The sequence below is a fragment of the Yoonia sp. genome (genome assembly GCF_014859355.1).
Lineage (GTDB): Bacteria > Pseudomonadota > Alphaproteobacteria > Rhodobacterales > Rhodobacteraceae > Yoonia.
In genome coordinates this window covers 1-24,983 of record NZ_JACUUJ010000010.1, presented here as the reverse complement: position 1 = coordinate 24,983, position 24,983 = coordinate 1, and the positions used below count along the sequence as shown (strand labels likewise).

21 protein-coding genes and 3 pseudogenes are annotated in these 24,983 nt (G+C 54.9%); 12 read left to right on the top strand and 12 right to left on the bottom strand.

What is annotated here, in order from left to right; translation table 11 throughout:
* Positions 1-33: 33 nt before the first annotated feature.
* Positions 34-1,935 (bottom strand): molecular chaperone DnaK, encoded by a 1,902-nt coding sequence (gene dnaK / locus IBX59_RS05615; RefSeq protein ID WP_296373283.1) that lies wholly within the window; start codon positions 1,933-1,935, stop codon positions 34-36.
* Positions 1,936-2,317: 382 nt separating this feature from the next.
* Here dnaK and IBX59_RS05610 point away from each other — a divergent pair, with 382 nt between their 5' ends.
* The gene (locus IBX59_RS05610; protein ID WP_296373282.1) at positions 2,318-3,913 is read left to right on the top strand and encodes a phosphate ABC transporter substrate-binding/OmpA family protein; all 1,596 of its coding nucleotides are present in this window, start codon (positions 2,318-2,320) and stop codon (positions 3,911-3,913) included.
* Between the two features lie 34 nt (positions 3,914-3,947).
* On the top strand, positions 3,948-4,988 hold the full coding sequence (locus IBX59_RS05605; protein ID WP_296373279.1) for a hypothetical protein: 1,041 nt from the start codon (positions 3,948-3,950) through the stop codon (positions 4,986-4,988).
* Between the two features lie 63 nt (positions 4,989-5,051).
* Here IBX59_RS05605 and IBX59_RS05600 read toward each other — a convergent pair whose 3' ends face one another.
* Positions 5,052-5,873, bottom strand: a complete 822-nt coding sequence (locus IBX59_RS05600) for an ABC transporter permease (RefSeq protein ID WP_296373277.1) — start codon at positions 5,871-5,873, stop codon at positions 5,052-5,054.
* Between the two features lie 129 nt (positions 5,874-6,002).
* Here IBX59_RS05600 and cysQ point away from each other — a divergent pair, with 129 nt between their 5' ends.
* From cysQ to IBX59_RS05565, 7 genes are all read left to right on the top strand, one after another.
* Positions 6,003-6,800: a 3'(2'),5'-bisphosphate nucleotidase CysQ gene (gene cysQ, locus IBX59_RS05595; protein ID WP_296373361.1), complete on the top strand. Its 798-nt coding sequence runs from the start codon at positions 6,003-6,005 to the stop codon at positions 6,798-6,800.
* Positions 6,800-7,600, top strand: coding sequence for a 3-deoxy-manno-octulosonate cytidylyltransferase (locus tag IBX59_RS05590; protein ID WP_296373275.1), 801 nt, complete (start codon positions 6,800-6,802; stop codon positions 7,598-7,600). Before cysQ ends, IBX59_RS05590 begins: the two co-directional genes overlap by 1 nt.
* Positions 7,601-7,742: 142 nt before the next feature.
* On the top strand, positions 7,743-8,627 hold the full coding sequence (locus IBX59_RS05585) for a UTP--glucose-1-phosphate uridylyltransferase (protein ID WP_296373273.1): 885 nt from the start codon (positions 7,743-7,745) through the stop codon (positions 8,625-8,627).
* A 24-nt stretch (positions 8,628-8,651) separates the two neighbouring features.
* Complete coding sequence (locus IBX59_RS05580; RefSeq protein WP_296373271.1) at positions 8,652-9,677, top strand: glycosyltransferase family 2 protein; 1,026 nt, start codon at positions 8,652-8,654, stop codon at positions 9,675-9,677.
* 34 nt (positions 9,678-9,711) lie between these two features.
* A complete protein-coding gene (locus tag IBX59_RS05575; RefSeq protein ID WP_296373269.1) occupies positions 9,712-10,722 on the top strand; it encodes a glycosyltransferase family 2 protein in 1,011 nt (336 codons plus the stop codon).
* Positions 10,719-12,413 carry a beta-1,6-N-acetylglucosaminyltransferase gene (locus IBX59_RS05570; RefSeq protein ID WP_296373267.1) on the top strand — a complete coding sequence of 565 codons (1,695 nt, stop codon included), beginning with the start codon at positions 10,719-10,721 and terminating at the stop codon, positions 12,411-12,413. Before IBX59_RS05575 ends, IBX59_RS05570 begins: the two co-directional genes overlap by 4 nt.
* Positions 12,410-13,831: a sulfotransferase family 2 domain-containing protein gene (locus IBX59_RS05565; protein WP_296373265.1), complete on the top strand. Its 1,422-nt coding sequence runs from the start codon at positions 12,410-12,412 to the stop codon at positions 13,829-13,831. Before IBX59_RS05570 ends, IBX59_RS05565 begins: the two co-directional genes overlap by 4 nt.
* Here the strand turns inward: IBX59_RS05565 and IBX59_RS05560 are convergent.
* The 8 genes from IBX59_RS05560 to IBX59_RS05525 form a co-directional block, all read right to left on the bottom strand.
* Positions 13,828-14,292 carry a PTS sugar transporter subunit IIA gene (locus tag IBX59_RS05560; protein ID WP_296373263.1) on the bottom strand — a complete coding sequence of 155 codons (465 nt, stop codon included), beginning with the start codon at positions 14,290-14,292 and terminating at the stop codon, positions 13,828-13,830. The two genes, IBX59_RS05565 and IBX59_RS05560, sit on opposite strands and share 4 nt — an antisense overlap.
* Positions 14,293-14,319: 27 nt before the next feature.
* Complete coding sequence (raiA, locus tag IBX59_RS05555; protein WP_296373261.1) at positions 14,320-14,895, bottom strand: ribosome-associated translation inhibitor RaiA; 576 nt, start codon at positions 14,893-14,895, stop codon at positions 14,320-14,322.
* A 236-nt stretch (positions 14,896-15,131) separates the two neighbouring features.
* Positions 15,132-15,893, bottom strand: coding sequence for an LPS export ABC transporter ATP-binding protein (gene lptB, locus IBX59_RS05550; RefSeq protein WP_296373259.1), 762 nt, complete (start codon positions 15,891-15,893; stop codon positions 15,132-15,134).
* Complete coding sequence (gene lptA / locus IBX59_RS05545; RefSeq protein ID WP_296373258.1) at positions 15,893-16,378, bottom strand: lipopolysaccharide transport periplasmic protein LptA; 486 nt, start codon at positions 16,376-16,378, stop codon at positions 15,893-15,895. The genes lptB and lptA overlap by 1 nt, the downstream gene beginning before the upstream one ends.
* Before the next feature lie 27 nt (positions 16,379-16,405).
* Positions 16,406-17,008 (bottom strand): hypothetical protein, encoded by a 603-nt coding sequence (locus tag IBX59_RS05540; RefSeq protein WP_296373255.1) that lies wholly within the window; start codon positions 17,006-17,008, stop codon positions 16,406-16,408.
* Positions 17,009-17,010: 2 nt separating this feature from the next.
* On the bottom strand, positions 17,011-17,979 hold the full coding sequence (locus IBX59_RS05535; protein ID WP_296373251.1) for a KpsF/GutQ family sugar-phosphate isomerase: 969 nt from the start codon (positions 17,977-17,979) through the stop codon (positions 17,011-17,013).
* On the bottom strand, positions 17,979-18,590 hold the full coding sequence (locus tag IBX59_RS05530) for a ribonuclease H-like domain-containing protein (protein ID WP_296373249.1): 612 nt from the start codon (positions 18,588-18,590) through the stop codon (positions 17,979-17,981). The genes IBX59_RS05535 and IBX59_RS05530 overlap by 1 nt, the downstream gene beginning before the upstream one ends.
* Before the next feature lie 57 nt (positions 18,591-18,647).
* Positions 18,648-20,696 carry an EAL domain-containing protein gene (locus IBX59_RS05525; protein WP_296373247.1) on the bottom strand — a complete coding sequence of 683 codons (2,049 nt, stop codon included), beginning with the start codon at positions 20,694-20,696 and terminating at the stop codon, positions 18,648-18,650.
* A 451-nt stretch (positions 20,697-21,147) separates the two neighbouring features.
* Between IBX59_RS05525 and IBX59_RS05520 the strand changes: the two genes are divergently transcribed.
* On the top strand, positions 21,148-22,470 hold the full coding sequence (locus IBX59_RS05520) for a polysaccharide biosynthesis/export family protein (RefSeq protein ID WP_296373246.1): 1,323 nt from the start codon (positions 21,148-21,150) through the stop codon (positions 22,468-22,470).
* A gap of 7 nt (positions 22,471-22,477) precedes the next feature.
* Here IBX59_RS05520 and IBX59_RS05515 read toward each other — a convergent pair.
* Positions 22,478-22,738: pseudogene (locus tag IBX59_RS05515) on the bottom strand (TRAP transporter large permease subunit); the annotation flags it as partial.
* A gap of 179 nt (positions 22,739-22,917) precedes the next feature.
* Positions 22,918-23,715 (bottom strand): annotated as a pseudogene (locus tag IBX59_RS05510) (hypothetical protein); the annotation flags it as partial.
* Positions 23,716-23,887: 172 nt separating this feature from the next.
* Here IBX59_RS05510 and IBX59_RS05505 point away from each other — a divergent pair.
* Positions 23,888-24,280, top strand: a pseudogene (locus IBX59_RS05505) (GMC family oxidoreductase); the annotation flags it as partial.
* Between the two features lie 89 nt (positions 24,281-24,369).
* Positions 24,370-24,966, top strand: a complete 597-nt coding sequence (locus IBX59_RS05500; RefSeq protein WP_296373245.1) for a TIM barrel protein — start codon at positions 24,370-24,372, stop codon at positions 24,964-24,966.
* The last annotated feature ends 17 nt before the right edge of the window (positions 24,967-24,983 follow it).

Genomic DNA, 24,983 nt, shown 5'->3' with positions numbered 1-24,983 from the left:
TGGGTCGGTCCGTTTCCTTAGCAGGCGGAAGCCTTAGCGGTCACGCTTGTCGTCATCCAGATCTTCAAAGTCGGCATCAACAATGTCGTCGTCCCGATCGGTGGCACGTGCCTCTGGCTCTGCTTCTTCCTGGCTTGCCTTATAGATGGCCTCGCCCAGTTTCATGGCGCTTTCGGTCACGTTCTGGATGCCGGATTTGATCTTGTCGGCATTGTCACCTTCAAGTTCGTCCTTGAGCGCTGCAATCGCCAGTTCAATCGCCTCGATCGTTGTCGGATCAACTTTGTCTGCGTGTTCTTCCATCGACTTTTCAGTCGAATGGATCAGACTTTCGGCTTGGTTTTTCGCGTCAACCAATTCACGGCGGGCCTTGTCGGCCTCGGCGTTTTCCTCGGCGTCCTTGACCATGGCTTCGATGTCATCGTCAGACAACCCGCCAGAGGCTTGGATCGTGATCTTTTGTTCCTTGCCGGTGCCTTTGTCCTTGGCGCCGACTTCGACAATGCCGTTCGCGTCGATGTCGAACGTCACTTCGATTTGAGGCATGCCGCGTGGTGCTGGCGGGATGTTTTCCAGATTGAACTGGCCCAGAAGTTTGTTATCGGCGGCCATTTCCCGTTCACCCTGGAAGACGCGCAGGGTAACGGCGTTCTGGTTATCTTCGGCTGTTGAAAAGACCTGGCTTTTCTTGGTTGGGATCGTCGTGTTGCGGTCGATCAGGCGTGTGAACACGCCACCGAGTGTTTCAATCCCCAGCGACAGCGGTGTGACGTCAAGCAGAACAACGTCTTTCACGTCACCTTGCAACACACCGGCCTGAATGGCTGCACCCATGGCAACAACTTCATCGGGGTTCACGCCTTGATGGGGTTCCTTGCCAAAGAATTTGCCGACCTCTTCCTTGACCTTGGGCATCCGTGTCATCCCGCCGACCAAGACCACTTCGTCGATGTCGTTCACGGACAGGCCTGCGTCTTTCAACGCATCCTTGCATGGTTTGATCGAATTCTTGATCAGGTCGCCAACCAGTGATTCCAGTTTCGCACGGGTCAGTTTCATGACCATGTGCAGCGGCTGCCCGTTGGCGCCCATCGAAATGAACGGCTGGTTGATTTCAGTGCTGGACGACGACGACAGTTCGATTTTGGCTTTTTCAGCAGCTTCTTTCAAACGCTGAAGCGCCATCTTGTCCTTTGTCAGATCGACAGAATGTTCTTTTTTGAATTCGTCAGCCAGATAGTTGACGATCCGCATGTCGAAATCTTCACCACCAAGGAAAGTGTCACCGTTGGTGGATTTCACTTCGAACAGGCCGTCGTCGATTTCAAGGATGGTCACGTCAAATGTGCCACCGCCAAGGTCATAGACGGCGATTGTCTTGTTGTCTTTCTTGTCCAGACCATAGGCCAGCGCGGCGGCGGTTGGTTCGTTGATGATGCGCAGCACCTCAAGCCCGGCGATCTTGCCGGCGTCTTTGGTCGCCTGACGCTGGGCGTCGTTGAAATAGGCAGGGACAGTGATGACGGCTTGCGTGACGGCTTCGCCAAGATAGCTTTCGGCGGTTTCCTTCATCTTGCCCAGAATGAATGCGGAAATCTGTGATGGGGAATATTTATCGCCCTTGGCATTGACCCATGCATCACCATTGCCGCCATCGACAATTTCGAACGGCATATTCTTTTTCTCTTTGGCCAGATCGGCATCGTCAAACCGGCGCCCGATCAGGCGCTTGACGGCAAAGATCGTGTTATCAGGGTTGGTGACTGCCTGACGTTTCGCAGGCTGGCCGACCAGTCGTTCGTCATCTGTAAACGCAACGATAGACGGCGTCGTGCGCGCGCCTTCGGCGTTTTCGATGACCCGTGGCTTGGAGCCATCCATGATGGCAACGCAAGAGTTCGTTGTTCCCAGGTCGATACCAATAACTTTGGCCATTTTTCAAATCCCTCTAGTTCAGGCAGTTTGAGCGACGCGAACCCGTTTTGGCACCCGCGCCAGTTTCATGAGTCAGATCAGGGTTTAGCCACTGATCGTTAATCTAGGCGTATATAGGGAGCGTATCTGGGGCCTGCAACCGCCGCCTTTCAAGGAAGATCGCAAAAATATCGCTTTTGCAGCGATGACATGCGCAGCGATGTGGCCGTGACAGCGTGCATGGGTCTGGAGAGAGTGCAGTTTCGTCCGATCAACAACATTGCCATAAAAATGAACTAATTTCGGCCCATTCTTGGCTTTGAACAAGGATCAGCAACAGTAAAGCTGTCGTCCCTCTTGTCCTGCGTGTTCAGGTATAGAAAAATCGGAGTAAAAAAGAAAAATGAAGAATACATTTGTTTCCCGTTGGCCCGCAATGCGCGCGATGGGTTTGGGTGCATGCCTTCTTGCGGCGAGCCCGATCTATGCAGAAGAGGTGACACTGTCCAGTCTGGATGGAACGATTACACTACGCGGTGATTTCGTTTCTTATGATGGATCGGTCTATGTGATTGACACGCTGTTTGGTCAGTTGGAGGTGAACGCCTTTCAGGTAAGCTGTGACGGTGCGGCCTGTCCTGTTGTTGATGCGACGCCTGATGTCTTCACGATTGCCGGTTCGCCCAATCTGGTTGGGGGTGTTTTTGAAAACCTGATCACGGCGTTCAGCACCGATTTAGGCGGCACGGCCAATGTGACGGATCAAAACGGTGATGCCGTGACAATCACCGTGCAAGACGAAGCCGCGCGCGATGCCGCGTTTGTGACGCTTGCACCGGTCGGATCGACAAAGGCGATTGCAGATGTGGCCGCTGGCAATGCCGCGCTGGCGGTTGCGACACGGGCAGTGTCCGCTGCTGAACGCAGCGCGTTTTCCCGCGCCGGGCAGGGTGATCCGACAATTGAAGCGCAACAAACAATCTTTGCTTTGGATGGTCTGGTTGCCGTCGCATCACCATCAAACCCTGTGCGTGCGATTTCCGAAGCTGATCTGGCGCGCATATTTGCCGGAGAAGTCACGAACTGGGCACAGGTTGGCGGCACGTCGTCCCGCATCAACATGTATGTGCGCGCTCCGGACAGCGGCACCGCTGTCGTTCTCAACGAATTGGTCATGGCGCCAGCGGGGCTTGGCATTTCGCCAAATGCCGTCTTGGTTGCCACAGATGCAGATGTGGCGCGCGCGGTTGCAGCTGATCCTCTTGGGATTGGTGTCACCAGCCTTGCCTATGCCGGCGACGTTAAAACCCTCGCTATCCGCGGCGTTTGCGGAATCCAGGTCGAGGCAACCCCGTTCACCATCAAGGCAGAGGAATACCCATTGAGCCGCCGCCTTTATGCCTATTCAGGCAACAAGGAAGCACCAGCGCAATTGGCACGCTTTATGCAATTTCTTGAAACATCGGCTGCGCAAGGTGTCGTCAGTGATGCGGGATTTGTTGATCTGGGCGTTTCTTTCCAGTCAAACAACGAACAGGGTCTGCGGTATCTGGCATCCATCCTGACGCGCGATGTCGAAGCAACCCTGCCGGAATTGCGCAACATGACGGAAGCCCTGAGCGCCGCTGACCGGTCGTCTATCACATTCCGCTTCGCGCTTGGCTCTGCGCAACTGGATGCGCGTGCGCAGGATGACATCAAACGCCTTGCTAATCTGATTGCCACTGGTGACATCACGAACAAGGAATTGTTGCTGATCGGATATACCGATGCAATCGGGAGCGGGGCCTCAAATGTCGCGCTCAGCGAAAGACGCGCCGAACAAGTGCGCGAGGCACTGGTCGCCGCAGCTGCGCCGGGCACGTTGGATGATCTTCCTATTTCTGTGCTGGGATTTGGCGAAATTTCCCCGCTAAGCTGCAACGAAACGGCCAATGGCCGCCGCATCAACCGGCGTGTCGAAGTCTGGTTGCGTGACATCGTGGTCGAGTCCCGCTGAAGCCAGAATGTCAGAACGCAGAGGAAGATTGATGATGAAAAAGAAATTGATTGCGGCGGGCATAGCCTGGTTTTCCCTCGTCGGGTTGGCCAGCGCCCAATCAGCCGAGGTGTCGGATGCGGTTGCTCTGTGGTTGACCGGTAACGATGCGGCCAGTTTGCCAGCCTTGGCCAATGATGCAAAAGCAGGCGACATTACCGCGCAACTGATCCTTGGCCAGGTTGACCGGGATACCATCCCTGGTGGTTATTCCGATTATCTGCTGGGGCTGAGCCGAACCGAACGTGCGGCGCTGCTGCGTGCTGATGCGGCGGATGGATCAACGGTTAATTGGCTACTGACGTTCAGTGACGCTGACAAAGCAGCCTTGGGTGACGCGTTGTTCTGGTATGAAGCCAACCTTGACCCGATTGATGCGGCACTTGACCTGCAACGCGTTAATGAAAAATCCATGGCAGAATTGGTGCTATGGCGCACCGTGAACAACGGCAAGTTCAACCTTGTTCAAACCCTGCCAGCCGATAACGGCGGGCTAGCTACCTCGGGGTTCATGGCGTGGGTTGTTGCCTATTTTGCTGGCGAAAACCGCACAATCAACATCAGCAATTTTCTGGCAGATGAACGGCAAGAAAAGGTGCCGGGTCTATTGGCCCTGAAACGGCTGGAACGGGTGTTGGGGCTTGGTGGCAACTTTTCGGTCGGTCTGAACGAACTGATCACCGTTATGCTGGGGCATGGTAACAGCCTGCCCGAGACGGCCGACCTTGTGACTTTGAATGCCCACCTGAAACGGCTGGCAGAGGTGGACCCAAGGGTCGGTGTGGTCGATCGCATGTGCAACATTTGCCCTGACAGCGAAGAAGATTATCAGTGCATGATCCAGACCTTTGAAATCATCGGTGGATATGAAACATTGCTGGCGGTGCGCACACCTGCAGAAGCGGCTGTTCCGGCTGATGCTTACCTTGTCTCGGATCGCGCAACGACAGCCTTGACGGATCTTGTCCGGGGGCGCGCGCCCAAGGATGCGTCAAGGCTGCGGTCTTCGTGCCTGCTGACTTTGGCCAAAGGCTGACCACGGCGATTACTGCAGCGGGATATTACCACATCAAATGACCTTTGGTGTGGTGATTTTGTTCTACCGCCCCGCTGACCAGCTGAGCGAGGCGTTTTTACGAGTATAAAATTCACCCATCAGACCAATCAATAGCAAGATGACCGAAACATAAACCGGATAGCTGACAGAACTGAAATGTGGGTTGTAGTGCAAAAAAATGAATCCCCGCATTTGGTCGATTGTGTGAAACAGCGGGTTCCAGTCAAAAATTGCGATCATATAGGCAGGCAGGCTATTGGCGACAAACATCTTGCCCGACGCGATCATGTTGGCGCGGCTATAGATCGTTGATGCGATTGTGACAAGTTCTGGCGCCCAGGGTTTGATTGCAAGAAAGATCACACCGACAGCCACGCCTGAAAACCACGATAACAGCAGCATCCCGATGGCCCCCGTCGGGGCGTCGATTGTGATGGGGTTAAAGGCGATGTGATAAACAATCATGATGACCGACATGGACAACACTTGCAGGTAAAGCGCGGAACAGGCCGCAGCACTGATCGCAATTACCGTGTTCATGGGCGCGTGCTGCATCATGGGTGATGCTGGGCCTTCAGACCGTAAAACTGCGCCCATCGTCTTGATATGCGTCAGATAAAGAAAAATGCCCGACATGATGTAAAGCAGAAAATCACCCCTTATTGCTGATCCGCGCATGCCCAGAATCTGAAACAATAAAAAGAATACCGCCACGAAAACAACCGCCTGCACCATGTTCATCAGCAACCCCACGATGGCGTTACGATGGGATTTGCGGATGTCGCGGACGGTTGCATGATAGATCAGTTCGATCATTCCAAAGGCGCCGCGCGTCGGTGTGGTTCTTGTTGGAAATTGAAACATGTCTTTCCCAGTGGGTCGTATCTGGCAGTTTGCCTGCAATATGATGAATTTCTTGCTGTTTGCACTATCCCCCACCATAAGGAAGCAGCAGTTTTTTAAATGATAACCTTTGTTACAGGCATGTGTGAAATGGATTATGGCAAGCTGACCAATGTGATGCGCGATCTGGCCTTGCAGGCGGGTGACAAGATTATGGAAATATATGCCGCCGATGATTTTGAGGTGCGCGTGAAAAGCGATGCAAGCCCCGTCACCGCAGCAGATGAAGCCGCCGACGCGATCATTAGCGCAGGCCTGCGCGCCGCCTTTCCCGATGTACCTTTGGTTACCGAAGAACAGGCCGCATCGCACGGTCAGACCGTCAGCACGTTTCTGATTGTTGATCCGCTGGATGGCACCAAGGAATTCATCAACCGGCGTGGGGATTTTACCGTCAATATTGCTTATGTCGTCGATGGGGTGCCGCTGCGCGGGATCGTTTATGCCCCGGCTAAAGCGCGTTTGTTCTACACAGACGCGGATGGTCAGGCGGTCGAAGAAACAGGGCCTTTTGCCAAGGATACGATCGGCGCCACGCAACCTTTGGCGGTGGGCCGTCCTGACAACAATGCGCTGTTGGTGGTGGCATCGAAATCGCATCGTGATCAGGCAACAGACGATTATATCAGCAAATATGCTGTCCATGATCTGCGTAGCGCAGGGTCTTCACTGAAATTCTGCCTTGTCGCAACGGGCGAGGCGGACCTCTATCCGCGCCTTGGTCGCACGATGGAATGGGACACGGCGGCAGGGCACGCGGTATTGGTCGGTGCGGGTGGGGATGTGGTGCGCTTTGATGCTCATACGCCGCTACGCTATGGCAAAAAAGGGTTTGAAAACCCATTTTTCATCGCCTACGCCCCCGGCGTTTTGTTGGAGCAGGCCTGATGGCTGTGCTTGTCGTTATTCCGGCCCGCTATGCCTCGACCCGATACCCTGGCAAACCACTGGTTGATCTGCGCGGCGCGACAGGTGTGGCGCGCAGTCTGATCCACCGGTCATGGGATGCCGCCATGGCAGTGCGTGGGGTTGACCGGGTTGTTGTCGCCACTGATGATAACCGGATCGCGGATGCGGCGCGCGGTTTCGGGGCCGAAGTTGTGATGACCCCCACAACCTGCCGCAATGGCACTGAACGCTGTGCCGCGGCGCTGGGCAACCTGGGCAGTGAATATGAAATTATCGTCAACCTGCAAGGTGATGCGCCGCTGACGCCCGCATGGTTTATCGAAGATCTGGTTGCCGGTTTGCGCGCCCAGCCTGCGGCGCAGGTCGCCACACCGGTATTGCGCGCGGACGGGCGGGCGCTCAACGGGCTGCTGGATGACCGCAGGGCTGGCCGTGTTGGTGGCACGACGGCAGTGTTTGGCACCGCCCACACCGCCCTTTATTTTTCAAAAGAGGTAATTCCCTTTACTGGCCAGATCTATGCCGACACGGATGAAACCCCTGTGTTTCATCACGTGGGCGTATATGCTTACCGCCCTGCGGCGCTGGCGTCTTATCCCGGTTGGGCGGCAGGGCCGCTGGAAATGCTGGAAGGGTTGGAACAGCTGCGGTTTCTTGAACGCGGCATCCCCATGCTTTGCGTAGAGGTTGCCGCCAAAGGCCGCCAATTCTGGGAACTGAACAACCCCGAAGACGTGCCCCGGATCGAGGCGATGCTGCAAGAGATGGGCATGGCCTGATCCTGATTAGGCGGTGAACGGCGGTGAGTGCGCCAATGGACACGAATTCGTTTCTAATGGGTCTTAGGAATGCCACGTTGGAATGCGATCTGAATCGCGCGTAGCATCCCCTTGGACGAACGATTTAACCAAGAGAATATTGATGAAAAGAAAAGTAACAAAAGCGATTTTTCCGGTAGCCGGGCTTGGCACAAGGTTTCTGCCTGCCACAAAATCCGTGCCAAAGGAAATCATGACGCTGGTTGACCGCCCGCTGATCCAATACGCCATCGACGAGGCGCGCGCGGCAGGCATCGAGGACTTTATCTTTGTCACATCGCGCGGAAAATCTGCGCTGGAAGATTATTTCGATCTGGCACCCGATCTGGAAACGTCGCTTGAAAAATCCGGAAAAACAGAATTGCTGCGGATGCTGCGCGCCACAAACATGGAAAGCGGCGCCATCGCCTATCTGCGCCAGCACAAGGCGCTGGGCTTGGGGCATGCGGTATCTTGCGCGGCCAAACTGATTGGCGACGAACCCTTTGCCGTGATCTTGCCGGACGATGTGATCGCGGGTGATACGCCCTGTTTACAGCAAATGGTTGAAGCTTATGCCGAAACTGGCGGGTCGATGGTCGCCGCGATGCAGGTCGCGCCGGACAAGATTTCATCTTATGGCGTGCTGGATGTTGCAGGAACCGACGGCCCGATTGTCGCTGTCAAAGGGATGGTGGAAAAGCCTGCTCCGGGGACTGCCCCGTCAAATTTTGCTGCAATCGGTCGCTATATCCTGACGCCCGACGTGATGCGTAATTTGGCCGACATCCCCAAGGGCGCCGGGGGCGAAATTCAGTTGACCGATGCGATTGCCAGTGAAATCACGCAAGGGCGCGATGTGTTTGGCTATGAGTTTAAAGGTGAACGCTATGACTGTGGATCAAAGGCGGGCTTTCTTCAGGCGACGGTTGCCTTTGCGCTGGCTCGCGCGGATTTGCGGGATGAACTGGTCGCGTATCTGCGGCAGCTTGATGTTTGCGCGCGTTAGGACAAACTTGCGGTGCCGTCTTACGTGAGGGCGCGACGAACAGGGCTTTGGCTGGCTTACCGGCTGCGGTGGAAACGGCGCAGGCTGCTTTATCGGATTTGGCGGAAGCGGCGGCAGATCGCGGTGCATACAGACAGAACTGGGAAAATCAGCACGGATGACGTTCTTCTATTTGCGACTGTCCGCAACGAAATCGTCCGGCTACCGCATTTTCTGGATCATTACCGCAAGCTGGGCATCGGCCATTTTCTGATTGTTGATAACGCGAGCGATGACGGCACATCGTCCTATCTGGCAAAACAGCCTGACGTGTCACTTTGGACAACGGCGCAAAGTTATCGGCTGTCGCGGTTTGGCATGGATTGGCTGGGCTGGCTGCACTTGCAATTTGGTCACGGCCATTGGTGCCTGACCGTGGATGCCGACGAATTGTTGGTCTACCCCGACGCAGACACGCGCGATCTACGTGACCTGACCGTTTGGCTGGACAGCCAAGGCGTGCCGTCTTTTGGGGCGTTGATGCTGGATATGTATCCCAAAGGGCCGCTTGGGGCGGCCAGATACCAGCCGGGCGATGACCCGCTGGCTGTTTTGGCGTGGTTTGATGCTGGCAATTATCATCACCAGCGCCACCCGGTCTATGGCAACGAATGGATACAAGGCGGCGTGCGAGAGCGGGTTTTTTTCGCGGATGATCCGCGCCGTGCACCGACCTTGAACAAAACCCCGCTGATCCGCTGGCATTGGCGGTATGCTTACGTCAGCTCAACCCATCAGGTCCTACCGCCCCATTTACATGATGTGTTTGATTTTGAACATGATACGCTGATGACGGGTGTTTTGCTGCATACCAAATTTCTACCGATCATCGCCGATAAGTCAGCCGAAGAACTGGTGCGGCGGCAGCACTTTGAAAATTCCGACCTTTATCAAGGCTATCATAGCAGGTTGACCGAAAGCCCCGATTTGTGGTCTGCGCTTTCCAAGCGGTATGATGGCCTGGCAACCCTGATAGAACTGGGCCTGATGTCGCGGGGGAACCGGGATTGATGGGCCCGATCAGGACAGGCACAAGAGGCGTGATTTGAATGTTTTCGCATTATACAGCCTGCGCTTGCAGCGTCAGCTTTTGCGCGCACGGGCCTTGCGTAAACGGCATGAGCTGACGGCGGTAGCAGACCGGACGGCACAAATCAGACCTGATGATATTCTTTTGTTCTGCACCTTTCGGAACGAGGCGATCCGCCTGCCGTATTTCATGGACTACTATCGCAAGCTGGGCATCAACCATTTTGTCATGGTTGATAACGGCAGCACGGATGGTGGGGCAGATCTTGTCACTGGGCAATCTGATGTGTCTTTGTGGCGGACAGATGCGCGGTATGGTGATGCCCGCTATGGTATGGATTGGCTGATGTGGTTGCTGGGCCGTTATGGGCACAGGCATTGGGCACTGACAGTTGATGTGGACGAATTCTTAATCTATCCCTTTTGCGATACGCGGCCCATTCGCGCGCTTGCCGATTGGTTGGACGCATCAGAAGTTCGGTCCTTTGGTGCAATGCAGCTGGATATGTATCCAAAAGGGGCGATCAGCCAATCACCCTATTTCATGGGCCAAGATCCTTTTGCCGTCGCGAATTGGTTTGATCCGGGCAATTATATCATGACCCGGAATGACCGCATGCGGAACCTGTGGATTCAAGGTGGCCCCCGTGCGCGCGTGTTCTTCGCAGACCAACCGCGCCTGGCCCCGGCGTTGAACAAGATTCCGTTTGTGAAATGGCACCGGAAATATGCCTACGTCAGTTCAACCCATATGATTTTGCCACGGGGACTGAACCTTGTTTACGATCAGGGGCAGGGTGAAAAAACATCCGGCCTACTGTTGCATGCAAAGTTCATTAACCTGTTTCAAGACCGCGCAAGACAAGAGGCGGCGCGCGGGCAGCATTATCGCGCGGGCGAGCAATATCGTCGTTATTCCGACGAACAGGGGGGCGACCCCGACCTTTGGTGTAAATGGAGCGAGCAATACATCAACTGGCGCCAGCTTGAGGTTTTGGGCCTGATGTCAAAAGGCAACTGGGCATGACACTGGGCGTTGTCGTGCTGGTTCACACCGCGTTTGATCGTGCCGAACAGGCGGTCCGGCTTTGGGCCGATGCGGGTTGCCCGGTTGTGATCCATGTCGATCGTAGGGTGGATGCCCCGACCTGTCAGGCGTTTGTGAAGGCTCTGTCTGACTTGCCCGATGTGAAATTCGTGCCACGTTTTCGGTGCGAATGGGGCACGTGGGGTCTTGTTGCGGCGGCGCAGGCGGGTGCCACGTTGTTGCTGGATTCCTATCCTGCTGTCCGTCACGTTTATCTGGCTTCAGGAGCCTGCCTGCCGTTGCGTCCGGTGGCGGAGCTGTGCCGCTATCTAGAGGCGCACCCGGGCACTGATTTCATTGAAAGCGCCACAACGGCAGATGTGTCATGGACTGTCGGCGGACTGGATATGGACAGGTTTCTGCTGCGGTTCCCCTTTTCGTGGCGCAAGCAAAGGCGGCTGTTTGATCGCTATGTGAAGTTACAGCAGTTTTTAGGCGTCAAACGCACGATACCTGCGGGGATAACACCGCATTTGGGGTCGCAGTGGTGGTGCCTGACGCGGCAAACGCTGGTGGCAATTCTGTCCGATCCCCAGCGGCCTGAATACGACCGCTATTTCCGGCGCGTCTGGATCCCGGACGAAAGCTATTTTCAGACGCTGGCACGCAAGCATGCGCACCGGATTGAAAGCAGGTCGCTGACGGTGTCAAAGTTCGATTTTCAGGGTAAGCCGCATATTTTTTATGATGACCATTTCGAACTGCTGGCGCGGTCAGGGTGTTTCGTGGTGCGCAAGGTATGGCCACAGGCAGATTTGCTTTACCGCAGTTTTCCGCGATCCAGTGGCGCAGACCGCCTACCAAACACAACTACCATTGACCGTGTATTCGATCAGGCCCTGGTGCGCCGGACGCGGGGCCGCCATGGGTTGTTTATGCAAAGCCGCTTTCCTGTGATGGATCGCGAAAACGGTTTTACGGCTACGCCGTATTCTGTTTTGCAGGGGTTTGACGCAATTATCCCCGATTTTCAAAATTGGCTGAGAAAACACACCGGTGCCGAAGTGCATGGGCATCTGTTCGCCCGCGAGAGGGCACATTTTTCAACTGGCGAAGCTGTTTTTCGGGGCGGCTTGGCGGACCATCCCAAACTGCGCGATTATAACCCACAGATGTTTTTGACAAATCTGATTTGGGGCGGGCGGGAACATGACCAGTGTTTTCTGTTCGGCCCACAAGATGCACAGGATATTTGCTGGATGCTGGCCAAAGACACCAACGCGCGGATCATGGTTGTGACAGGTGCCTGGGCGCTTGCGCTGTTTCGTTCGGGGGCCACTGCGGCAGACTGCCGAACGCAAGCGGCCCATCTTCAGCAGGTGGAACAGGCTTTTGTGCAGATTCTGCGGTCCCCCATTGCACGGGCTTACATCCGTATTGTCAGCCTGTCTGATTTTGTGCGTGCACCATGCGACATGCTACAGGCCACCGTGGATGAGATTGCAGGCCACCGTGCCAGCGATGTGCAAGTGGCGCCGCCGATGATGGATCTGGAAGGGTTCGCAGGATTTTTGCAGGATTTGAAAAACCAAGGCATGCCACCCTTTCTGACGGGTGAATTTTCGGTCGGCCCAATGCCCGAAACCCCACCGTTCGGTAAGCGCAAACAGTATGTAAGGTCGGATAAATGAGCGTATTCGACTATTTCATCGTTCTGGCCGAAATGCGCACTGGGTCAAATTTTCTTGAGTCAAACCTGAACCGCATGTCCGACGTTACTTGCTACGGTGAAGCCTTCAACCCTGCATTTATCGGTTATCCAAATTCTGGTGACCTGCTGGGGATATCGCGTGCGCAGCGCGAAAAACAGCCTGAGCTATTGCTGGATGCGATAAAGGCGTCCCCGGGTCTTGGGGGGTTTCGGTTTTTTAATGACCACGATCCAAGGGTATTGAACACCTGTTTGGCGGATCCGCGATGCGCAAAAATCATCCTGACGCGGAATCCGATCGACAGTTTTGTCAGCTTGCAAATAGCACGGATGACCGGACAGTGGAAAATGACGAATGTGAATCGCGCCAAGCCACAGCACGCCACCTTTGATCCAGAAGCTTTTGCCTTGCATCTTGAAACCATCCAAGCGTTTCAGGTTCTTGTTCTGAACACGCTGCAAAAATCGGGGCAAACGGCGTTTTATCTGGCCTATGAGGATTTGCAGGATCTTGATGTCATCAATGGGCTGGCGGCGTATCTGGGGGCGGCGGGCCGCCTTGCGAAACTGGACAGAAAACTGAAGAAACAAAACCCCGGGCCGATGTCTGACAAGGTCGTAAATTTTTCTGACATGGCGGCTGAGCTGGCGCGATTTGACCGTTTTGATCTGCACAGAACCCCAAATTTCGAACCGCGCCGTGGCCCTGCGATACCCACATATATTGCCCCGCCCACGTCTGCGTTGTTGTACATGCCCTTGCGATCAGGGCCGGATGACGCAATCTGCGACTGGTTGGCGCGTCTGGATAATGTGCCAGAATCGGCGCTGTTGCGGAATTTTGCGCAAAAGTCGCTGCGCGACTGGATGGGTATGCACCCCGGTTTTCGCAGTTTCGCTGTTCTACGCCACCCTGTTGCGCGTGCGCATGCGGTGTTTTGTGATCGAATATTGTCTGACGGGCCAAACGGTTTGCCCGAACTTCGCGCGACTTTGCGCAAGGTGTTTCAGGTGCCCGTTCCGGCAGACGCCACCGACGCCCTTGATGATGCAGCGGTCCATAAAGTGGCTTTTTTGGGGTTTCTGCGGTTCCTACACCATAATCTATCGGGGCAAACCAGTGTGCGGATTGATCCTTCATGGGCTAGTCAATGCATGCTTTTGCAGGGGATGGCGCAATTTGCTGTCCCGGATATAATTGCCCGAGAGGATCGGCTGGAAGCTGATCTGCAAATCCTAGCTAAACAGGTTGGCCTGACGCATTTTCCAGACCTGGCCCCGGCGCGGCACCCGCAACAGGACATGCTAGACGCGATCTATGATCAACAGGTTGAATCAGCCGTGCGGGACGCTTACGCGCGGGACTATCTGGCCTTTGGTTTTGCAAATTGGGCCTAGGCCGCTTGTGTGGCTTGGTGTTCGGTCAGAATGGTGTGCAGCGTTGCGGCGTCGTGGTTCGCACGCAATTTGGCGCAGGTTGCCGAGTCACGCAGTGTCCGCGACACCAGTGCCAGTGCTTTCAGGTGATCGACACCCGCGCTTTCTGGTGCCAGCAATGCAAAAACAAGGTCAACTGGCTGCCGGTCAACCGCATCAAAGTTTAGCGGTTTTTCCAGCCGCAGAAACATGCCGACGACACTATCCACACCGGCAAGGCGCGCATGGGGCAACGCAATGCCGTGCCCCACGCCCGTTGGTCCCAGACCTTCGCGTTCGATCAGTGCTTCGATGACGTTGGATGATGACAAACCATAGCACGTTTCTGCTAAGTCGCCCAAATCGTGAAAAAGACGCTTCTTGCTGGTGCAAGATGCAATCACTTTCACAGCTTCGGGTTTGAGTATGTCAACAACCTGCATTTCGCACTTCTTTCGAGACGGATGGGTTTACCCAGCCGTAACGGGGTCGATCCATCCTATGTTTCCGTCATCTCGGCGGTAGACGACATTGATACCACTATGTTTTTCATTGCGAAACACCAGAACTGGCGCTTCTGCAATTTCCATCTGCATGACTGCCTCTCCAACCGAAAGCGACGGGATTTTGGTCGCCATTTCGGCCACGATCATGGCATTTACAGAATCTTGATTACCCTCATCGGTCTCTTCTCTTGATTCGAGGATATATGATCCCGCATCCGAGAGTTCAACCGGCTGTGACCTGTCTGCATGGTGGTCTTTCAGCCGGCGTTTGTAGCGCCGCAGTTGTTTGTCCATCTTTTCAGCTGAACGATCGAAAGCTGCATAAATCTCTGAAGCACGCCCCGTTGCCTGCGCCGTCAAGCCGGTTGAAAGATGCACAACGGATTCGCAGACAAATTCATGACCCGATTTGGAAAAGACGACATAGGCTTCTGTAGGGCGCCCCGCGTATTTTGAAAGGATTTCGGCAAGCTCTGTCTTGACGTGGGTCTGCAGCGCATCGCCAATGTCGATCTGTTTGCCACTGATTTGATACCGCATCGTTTCTCCTATCGTTATTTGTGCGCGCGGCGAATGACGGCTGGACTAGCGGTCAGATTCGCTTGAATACGCTGTTGTGGAAAACGATAACGCCCAGTTTTTGCTTAATTTATTCCTAACTGGCGACATCGTGGCCAGTAAAATCGCAGGAAAGGAAAACGGGTCTGTCATCTCCTATATTGGGCGATAAATTACGAGTGTTTGTCAATAAGCCAGTGATTAACAGGGTAAGAAATTCAGTTAACCCGAAAACTGTCGCCCAGATAGACCCGGCGGACGTTTTCATCTTGGATGACCTCTTGGGTTGTCCCGCTCATCAGGACCATCCCGTCATGCAGAATATAAGCCCGATCCACGATCTGAAGCGTTTCCTGCACGTTATGGTCGGTGATCAAAACGCCGATCCCGCGGTTTTTCAGGTCGGCTACCAGATGCCTGATTTCCCCCACGGCGATCGGGTCCACCCCGGCAAAGGGTTCGTCAAGCAATACATATTTAGGCCCCGCCGCAAGACAGCGGGCAATTTCCACGCGCCGCCGTTCGCCGCCTGACAAGGCCAGTGCGGGGGCGCGCCGCAAATGTTCAATTGAAAACTCTGAAAGCAATTCCTCAAGCCGTTCGCGCCGGCGCATCCTGTCACGCTCGGCGATTTCAAGGATTGCCAGAATGTTGTCTTCAACTGACAAGCCGCGGAAAATTGACATTTCCTGCGGCAGGTAACCAATGCCGAGTTTTGCGCGCCGATACATTGGTAAACCCGTTACATCGCGTCCGTCGATGATGACATGCCCGCCTTCGGGCGTGATCAGTCCGGCGATGGCGTAAAAACACGTGGTCTTGCCAGATCCGTTCGGCCCCAAAAGCGCCACAACCTCTCCCCGGCCCAGGGTGATGCTCACGTCACGGATCACCGGGCGCTTGCGATAGCTTTTGCGCAGATTGATAATGCGCAACCCCAGATCACTGTCTTGGTGCGCCTGGTCCGATGCATCACCCATCAGTTGTTGCCTTGCTGAAGGACTGTCCGCACGCGGCCATCCATGGTTGCCGCGCCGGTTGCGACATTCAGCACCATACGGCCCGCTGAAATGGCGCTGGCCCCTTGTGTCAGCATCACATCGCCCGTCAGTGTCAAAATACCAGCAGTGATGTCATAGTCGGCGTTCTGCGCTTCTGCGGCGTCGGTATCAGTGACGAACAAGACGTCGCCGGTGGCAATCAAACGCGTGATATCGCCGGTTTCATCGCTATAAATCACCTCGACCCTGTTGGCAGACAGACGCAATTCACCTTGTGAAATTAAGACCTTTCCGCTGAAAACAGCGGTGCCGGTATCTTGGTCCACGCTTAAGCTGTCTGCGGTCACCTCGATCGCGGCGGATGGATCAACGTTAATCCCGCCCAGGTTTACATTGGATTGTGCGATGCTGGCGGCCGTGCCAATCAGGAACAGGGCAACTGTAAAGGCAAAGAATTTCGTCACGGCATACTGTTCCTATTGCTTGGGCGTTCAGTCAATCTGCGGTCGGTATATCAGCCGGACCCCGTCGGTGAAAAGCATCTGCTGCCCTGTCTGATCTTGCGTCATCTTGAACGTCACTTTGCCAGCGGTCAGTTCACCAAAAGGCGCGCGGATTTCCAGCAACCCATCCGAGGTGACAACCCCAGTGTCAAGTTCTGCGATCAGGCCGTTGGTTTCCATCTCAAACCCGGTTGATGTTTCCAGCCGCGCCAGCCCCATAAACCGTGCGATCCGGTCTCTGCCGTCCAGTTCGCCACGGGTTGCAGAGACGACCAGGGTGCTGCCATCAAGGTTTTCCATCCGCATGGTCAACGCATCAATCTGCACGGTGTCGGGTCGCACCGCGTCTGGCTGGGCGCTGCGTGCGGCGATGGTGACGATCGCGCCTTCGTCGGTCAGGCCGGAAAATTGTGGCGATATGATCCGCTGATCACGGGCTATTTCCGCGATTTCGGCAAAAGGTATGTCAAATTGACTGGATGGGCTGCGCGCAAGCAAAAAAAGCGTTGATAAAAGTCCAAGTGCCGCAAGCGGCAGGATGATTTTAGCCCAGCCGACAATCTGGGAATGCAGGTTGTCGGAGGGGCGCATCGTCAGGCAACCCCAACGCGCAGGCAGTCATGAATGTGCAATATGCCGGCGATCTTTCCATTTCCTTCAGGGTCGACCGCAAAAAGACAGGTAATCGCCCGCGCGTTCATCAGGCCAACGGCTTCTTCGGCCAGCGCGTCGGGTGCGACTGTTGTTGGGTTGGCCGTCATGATTTGACCTGCTGTCCGGTCAAGCAGACCATCCATATGGCGACGCAGGTCACCGTCGGTGACGATCCCGACAAGCCGGGCATCACCATCGGTCACGCCAACAACGCCAAAACCTTTTTGACTAATAACAAGAAGCGCCTCTTTCATCGGCGTTGAAGTTCCGACCAGTGGCATCGAATCGCCGATGTGCATCAAGTCCCGCACCCGGGAAAGTTGCGCCCCGAGTTTGCCGCCAGGGTGGAATTCGCGGAAATTTTCAGGCGTGAACGCGCGATGTTCCATGAGCGCGACGGCCAGCGCGTCACCCAGCGCCAGCGTCATTGTGGTTGATGTGGTTGGCACTACGCCAATGCCGCAGGCCTCTTGCAGGCGCGGTAGCAACAGGCCGATGTCTGCCTGTTTGATCAATGTGCTGTCAGGCCTGCTCGCGACGCCAATGAGCGGAATCTGAAAGCGACGGGTATAGGCGACGATATCGGCCAACTCTGGCGTTTCGCCCGAATTTGACAGAACCATGACAACATCACCGCGTGTCAGCATACCCAGATCGCCATGGCTCGCCTCGGCTGGATGGACAAACTGCGCCGGTGTGCCTGTGCTGGCAAAGGTTGCGGCAATTTTGCGGGCAATGTGCCCGGATTTTCCCATGCCCGATACGATGACGCGGCCTTTGGTCTTTAACAACAGATCTACAGCCAGCGCAAAGCTTTCGCCAAGCCCGTCAGAAAGTTGCCTCAGCGCCTCTGCCTCGTCGGTAATGACGCGCCGTGCCGTCATCAATAGTTTCGCATGATCGACCATTAGTGCGAAAATATGTCGACTTCGGGCCAACCCGCCAGATCAAGATGCGCCCGCGTCGGTAGAAATTCAAAACAGGCCTGTGCAAGATCTGTGCGGCCTTCCCGCGCTAGCATCACATCAAATGCGTCTTTCAATTGGTGCAGATACAATACATCAGACGCAGCATAGGCCAGTTGCGCATCCGTAAGCGTTTCGGCACCCCAGTCGCTTTGCTGTTGGTGTTTTGAAATATCGATACCAATCATGTCTTGCAAAAGAACCTTCAGACCATGGCGGTCAGTGAATGTGCGGACCAGCTTTGATGCAATTTTTGTGCAATAAACCGGCGCTGCCAATGCGCCAAACCTGTTATAAAGCGCGGCAATATCAAAACGGCCAAAGTGGAACAGTTTCAATACTGCGGGGTCTTTTAACATTTTACACAAATTGGGAGCCGCAGTTTGCCCGACGGCCACCTGCACCAGGTGGCAATTTCCATCGCCGCCCGACATCTGGATCAGGCAAAGCCGGTCACGATGCGGGTTCAGGCCCATTGTTTCGCAGTCGATTGCAACAACCGGCCCAAGATCAAGCCCATCCGGCAGGTCGTTCTGGTAAAGAAAATTCGCCATGGCTGATCCTTTTGTATTGGCAGTCTGGGTTCCAGATACGGCCTGTGCAACTATTCCTCAAGCCCAGGTAAAAATTGCTGATCGGTGAGCGGTATTGCCTGATGGCGCGACCGCCTTGTCGCAGAGCCAGGTTTGAAAATCATCCGCCGACATCGGACGTGCAAAACCGTAGCCTTGGCCAATGGCACATCCCTGTGCGTTAAGTGATCGCGCCTGTTCGTTTTGTTCGATTCCCTCTGCGACGACTTGCAGGTTAAGTTCACCGGCAAGTGCCAGAATGGCGCGAACGACACTATTGGCCGCTGCGTCTGGCAAAGGCGATACTAGCGACCGATCCAGTTTTATTCCTGATAGTGGAAGTTGGGTCAACTTGGACAAAGAGGCGTAACCAGTGCCAAAATCGTCAAGTTCAAGTGCGATGCCGCATTCCGCGAGCGAATCGATATTTATCGACGCCATGTCATCATTGCCGTTAATGATTGTCGTTTCCAGGACTTCGATGATGATCTGCTTTGCGCTAACTCCGTTGAGGTGGAGCAGAAATAAAAAGCGTTCCATCAGGTGTGGATCAGAAATTGTCTCGGGGGCCGCATTTAGGGAAATCTGAGGAATCACAGTGCCATTGCATTGCCATTTTTGCAGAAGGTTCATTGCGGAATGCCAAATGGCGTGGTCGAGTTCGATCATCAACCCGGCACGCACGGCGGCGGGCAGGAACTTATCCGGTAACAGTAGCCCATGAATCGGGTGGCGCCAGCGGGCCAGCACCTCTGCACCGTGCATTTTTCCGTCAGACAGCCGGATCTGGGGTTGGAACCACGGTTCAATCTGTCCGCTTTCGATGGCATGAGGCAGTTCGAGTTGGAGCTTTTGAATCGCTTCCATCTCGTGCCGGAGGGCGGGTGTGAAAGCCTGGATTCGGTTTCCACCAAAAGCTTTGGCAGCGCGCAGGGCGATCCCAGCGTTAGCGATCAGTGACTGTTCTTCTGCTTGGCTGTCTTCGGACCCAAGATATCCGATGCTGACTTGTAGTGGCAGTTTACGCCCGGCAATATAAAATGGTTCTGCCAGAATTCGGGTTAACCGGTCTGCGATTATCGCGGGTGGTTCAAAGGTGACAAGGACAAATTCATCTCCGCCCACACGGGCTACCATGTCTTCGCTGTCGATGCAGCTTTGGAGCCTATCAGCCACTGCCTGCAGGACTAAGTCGCCAGAATTGTGACCGGCTGCATCATTCAAAGATTTAAAGTCGTCAATACCAACGAAAAGCACACCTATGGCTGGTGTCGGCTTGGCTTGAATAACTTTGTTCAAGTGCTTTAGCACCGAACTGCGATTGGGAAGCCCCGTCAGATTGTCATGGTGGGCCACATATTCAAGCTTCTGGTTCAGCTTCGTCAACTGATTCTTCGACTTTTCCAGAACTGCCGATTTTTGGCGTAATTCTGCGATTGTGTTCCTGAAGGTTCGCTGCGCCGGCATAAAGATCAAAAATGTCTCTGCCAGCAAGACGATGGCGGAAACGGCCAGAAGTCTTCGCTGTATATCCACAAGGTGCTGCGCCTGCTTTGCGCCGGTCGCGGCGACATGATCCAGCAAAGTCTGATGTTTGGCGTGCATTTCAGTTTGATGAAATGCATGCAAAGCCAGCAGCGCCTCTGACTGGGCGTCAAGGGTTTGTGTTGCCAGGCCTTTTGCCAAGGCTAGGTATTGTGTGGTGTTGCTGTCTAATTCTGCGTCATTGGTGAAATATGATTGCTGTGTCGCAGATGACAAAAACCCAGATTGAGCAGGTGCCGAATACGCATTTTGAAACCGGGCTATGGCGGCATTCAGTCCGGCGGCATCAGTATCTGCCCCGGAAACAAATTGTTCGGCGGCCAGCAAAAGTGCCGCGTCAGACGTCATTTGCACGTTCACAAGATGGAGGGTGTGCGTGGTCAGCGTGCCATGCGCGACGATCTTTTTGTTGGTCGTGTAGATGGCCGCAAAAAGCCCCATGATCACAACAAGCGCCAAGGCATGGTGAACCCACAAATGCTCTGGATTTCGGCGCCTGATCAGACGCGACATCCAGCTTTGGCAGTGCCTGATCGATTTCATCACCTGATTCCCACCATCTTCGCTGTAAGTGTGGACGATTTACATTAACGGGGTGTTGCCATGCCCAGGAAAAGGACGCGGAAATGCCGGGGTGGAAAAATTAATCTCTTTTTAACGGTCTTTGGTTACGTAATTGGGATGACTCTGCGACCAAGGAATTGCTTCATGAAATCTCTTTTTATAGCCGGGCTTTTGGTTTTGATCGGTGCGGTTGATGCAACTGCGCAAAATGCCTTGCCATGAGACACGGTGGCAAGGGATCACATCCTTGACGCGTTGGATGGGGCAAACATGGGTATGATCATTCTGGACGCTCTTGCCGTCATTTTTCTGGTTTTCACTGGTCGCGGCGGCAAAACCGTCTGATCAAGGAAGGTAAACCTGGTTGCCAAGCGATCGGGACAAAACGCGATGCGGATATAAGCCGCCATTGCGCCGCACGGAGAATCCGATGCTGAAATGGCCTGTTCTAGGCGTCATTATATTGTTGTTGAACGGCTGTGGGGTTGCCTACATCTCTCCACAAGTGAAGGGCGACCAGCAGGATGTTCGCGTTGTCCCCCTGACGATGCAAGCTGTGACCGCTGCCAACCTGTCACCCTATCAGCCAAAGAAGGTGCCAGAGGTGTTTTTTCAGGTGGCGTCTGTTTCAGGGCTTGGGCGCGCGTCGGGGGCCGCACTGGAAACTAGCCTTTTGGCGCAGGTGCGTCCGCCCATCTTGGTCAACAGGCCACCACCGGCATCTGATCCTGGCCCCTACCGGATTGGCGTTGGCGATGTGGTTGACCTGGTCACGAAATCGGCGGCCCTGCCGATGCCTGACCGGACGGGTTTGCTGGCGCAGTCGGACCGCCGTCAGCGGTATCTTGTGCAGGATGACGGCGCGATTGCCATGCCGGATGGTGCGCGCGTTGGCTTGTCGGGGATGACATTGGAACAAGCGCAGGCCCAGCTGTTCCAAAGCTTTGCGCAAACCGGGATTGAACCGACGTTCACCATGGAAATCGTGGAGTTCAATTCGCAGCATGTCACAGTTGGCGGCGCCGTGATAAATCCGGTGATTATCCCGATCAATCTGACTCCGCTTTATTTGGACGCGGCCGTGACCCGTGCGGGCGGCATTGCCAGCGATGATCCCGGGTCAACCTCCATTCGAATTTTCCGTGACGGGACGCTGTTTCAGATCCCGCTGCCGGCGTATCGTGGTCAGCCACACCATCAGAAAACCCGGCTGCTGGCGGGTGATCATGTTTTCGTCGATACAGCGTTTTCCCTTGATCAGGCGCAGGTGTATTTTGAACAACAGGTTATATTGGCGCAGGTCCAACAACAAGGCCAAGCACAGGCGCTCGCGGCACTGAACATGGAAATGACGCAGCGCCGGGCAAATTTTGAGGACTTGGTCGCGCTGGATGCGGTGGCGCGCGACCATGTGTATCTGACAGGTGAAGTCGCCCGGCCCGGGCGGTTTGCGCTACCGTTTGGGCGGGCGGCGTCGTTGGCGGATGCGTTGTTTTCGGGGGCTGGCCTTTCCCCTGAAACAGGCAACCCGTCACAGATTTATGTGTTGCGCGGCACGCCCGGGACAGATGTTGTTACCGCGTGGCAGTTGGATGCCCGCAATGTGACCAATTTGGTGTTGGCCACCCGCATGGAACTGCGACCAAACGACATTGTTTTTATTGCTGAACAGCCTGTGACCCGTTGGAATCGCACCATTCAGCAGATTGTTCCTTCACTGATCACAAGCGGTGCGACTCTGGCGGCAGACTAGCGCTAGGTCAGACTGGCACCAGCTGTCCCAATTTCTGCGCCGCATCTTGCAATTGATCCAGTTGCAGCCGAATCAGATAGCCCCAGCCGTTGATCCGGCAGATGATCCAGCAGGCAAATTGCATGCCGATCACCATCATCGCACCGGGAATAATGCCCGCGAGGAAAAGCTCTGAAATCGGCAGGTTCATCAAGCACCCGTAAACGGTGAAAATGATCGACGGCGGAATGATAATGCCCACCGTGCCGCCCGCTGCGGCGGTGGCCGAATGAGACCCCGGAAATCGCCGCGAACAGCAGCGCCTCGCGGATTGCCCAGGAATCCTGGCTTGCAAAGGCGGCAAAGAGCGCGCCCGTATCGGACCAGAATGATATTGGCCCACCCTCCCCTGAACTGCGGCGGCCGGCGAAATCCTTTTCTGCTTAGCGACGGCTTGTCAGCCTTTCCACCAGCGGCCCAGCCGTTCAGACGATCACGCCACTGTGTCCACAGTTGCGGCTGATATTCAGGCGAACACATTTCTTCGGCCTTTCTGATTTCCGCATCATCAAGGAAGGCCACCCGCACGTTGTTTTCGGCAAAGATCGTATTGGGCAATTGCGGATCATCGAAACCGCCCGTCTTGACCAACGCGGCCTCGGTCGCGTTCTGCACATGGGTTTGCGCCCAATAGGACTATGCCATCACGGTATCCTGCAATTCACCGCCCAGACTGTCAAAAACCGACGCGGTCATCGCGGTGTGTTCTATCCCGCAAAAGAATTTCAGATCAACGCAGTGGCTGAACAGGAATTTCAGGTAATACATTTTTTCATAGTGGTCGCGCAGGATTTCCTGACTTTTGGGATGATACAGAAAATGATGATGCGACGCCCGGCCCGGAAACATGAACGCATAGTCCTGAACGTTCAGGTAAGGCGCGCCGCCAGCAGAGTTTTGCGTAGAGGCCGCATAGATATCGGTGATGCCCTGCGGGGTTTTTGGACGCAGGGCAACTGACCGTAAATCTGGTTGTTGCCGATGAAATCCACACGAATTTCCCCATAGGTCTGCGCTTCGATTTTGCGCGCGAATTCCAGTGCGCTAGCGCGTTCGATCAGTAGGTTTTTCGGATTAAAGCCTGACGCGCCAAATGTCAGCGTGTGTTTTGCTTCCTTGGCAAACCGCCGTTCATAGGTTGATTCTGCCGCACGGGCGAGGTTGGCCGCCGCCAAAGGTGCCCGCAGCAAGCAGTGTAGAGCTCATCCCGTAAGTGCTTGCGGTTTTGAAGAAATCCCTGCGGGAAACCCCTTTATCCAATCACTGATAGCTACCGTGTCCTCTATTTGCGACAATTAACGATACATTTTGTCCCAAAAAATGCAGATTAGTCTGATCAATTTGCACAGAATTTTTCAACACATCGGAAGGAGCCTTGGTGGAAGCAGATTATGTGGTTATCGGCGCGGGGTCGTCCGGGTGCGTTATTGCCAACCGGCTAAGCGCCATTTAAGCTAACATGGTTGTGCTGTTGGAAGCGGGTGGGCGCGACTGGAACCCGTGGATTCACATTCCTGTCGGTTATTTCAAGACGATGCATAACCCGACGCTGGATTGGTGTTACCGCACCGAACCCGATCCGGGGTTGAACGGGCGCGCGATCGACTGGCCGCGTGGCAAGGTGCTGGGGGGGGCTTCGTCGCTGAATGGTTTGCTTTATGTGCGCGGACAGCCGCAAGACTATGACCGTTGGCGGCAGATGGGCAACGACTGTTGGGGGTGTGATGACGTGCTTTCGCTGTTCAAACGCGCCGAAAACAATGAACGCGGCTTGGCTGCATCGGCGTCGAGCTGCGCAATGATATCGATCGCCCCCTGTTCGAGGGACTGGACCCAGCCCGCGCGACAGCTGTCCGGGCCTTGATTGCAACTGCAAAGGCGGCTGGCGCTGAAACCATCAGCCTGATCCCGCGCAACGACGGCACGGGTCTTGGCAACGGCGAACGGCAGGCGAATTTGCGGGTCGCAATGAAAGCAATTCTGCCCATGTTACAGGATGCCGCACTGGTCGCCTTGGTGGAGCCACTGGGCTTTCAGCGGTCTTCTTTGTGCGCCAAGGCTGAATTGGTCGATACGATAGCGGGCATTGAAGGTGCCGGAAGTTTCAAACTGGTTCATGACACGTTTCACCACACGCTGGCCGGCAGCGGCCTGTTTTACCCCGAATTTACGGGTATTGTGCATATCTCGGGTGTTATTGATCCTGCGCTGGGGATCAAGGATATGGAAGACGAACATCGCGTTCTGGTGGATGAAGATGACCGTCTTGGCAACATCCCCCAAATCCATGCCCTGACAAAGGTGGGCTATGCTGGCCCCGTTTCCTACGAATGTTTTTCGCTGCAGACCCACGCGCTTGCCGACCCCTTTGCCCAGATAAAGAGGTCGTTTGAATTCATCGCCTTTTCTTATGCTGATCGTGGCTCCTTTATAACGCGGGAGCAACGATCAGCATAAGACAAGCACACGCGATC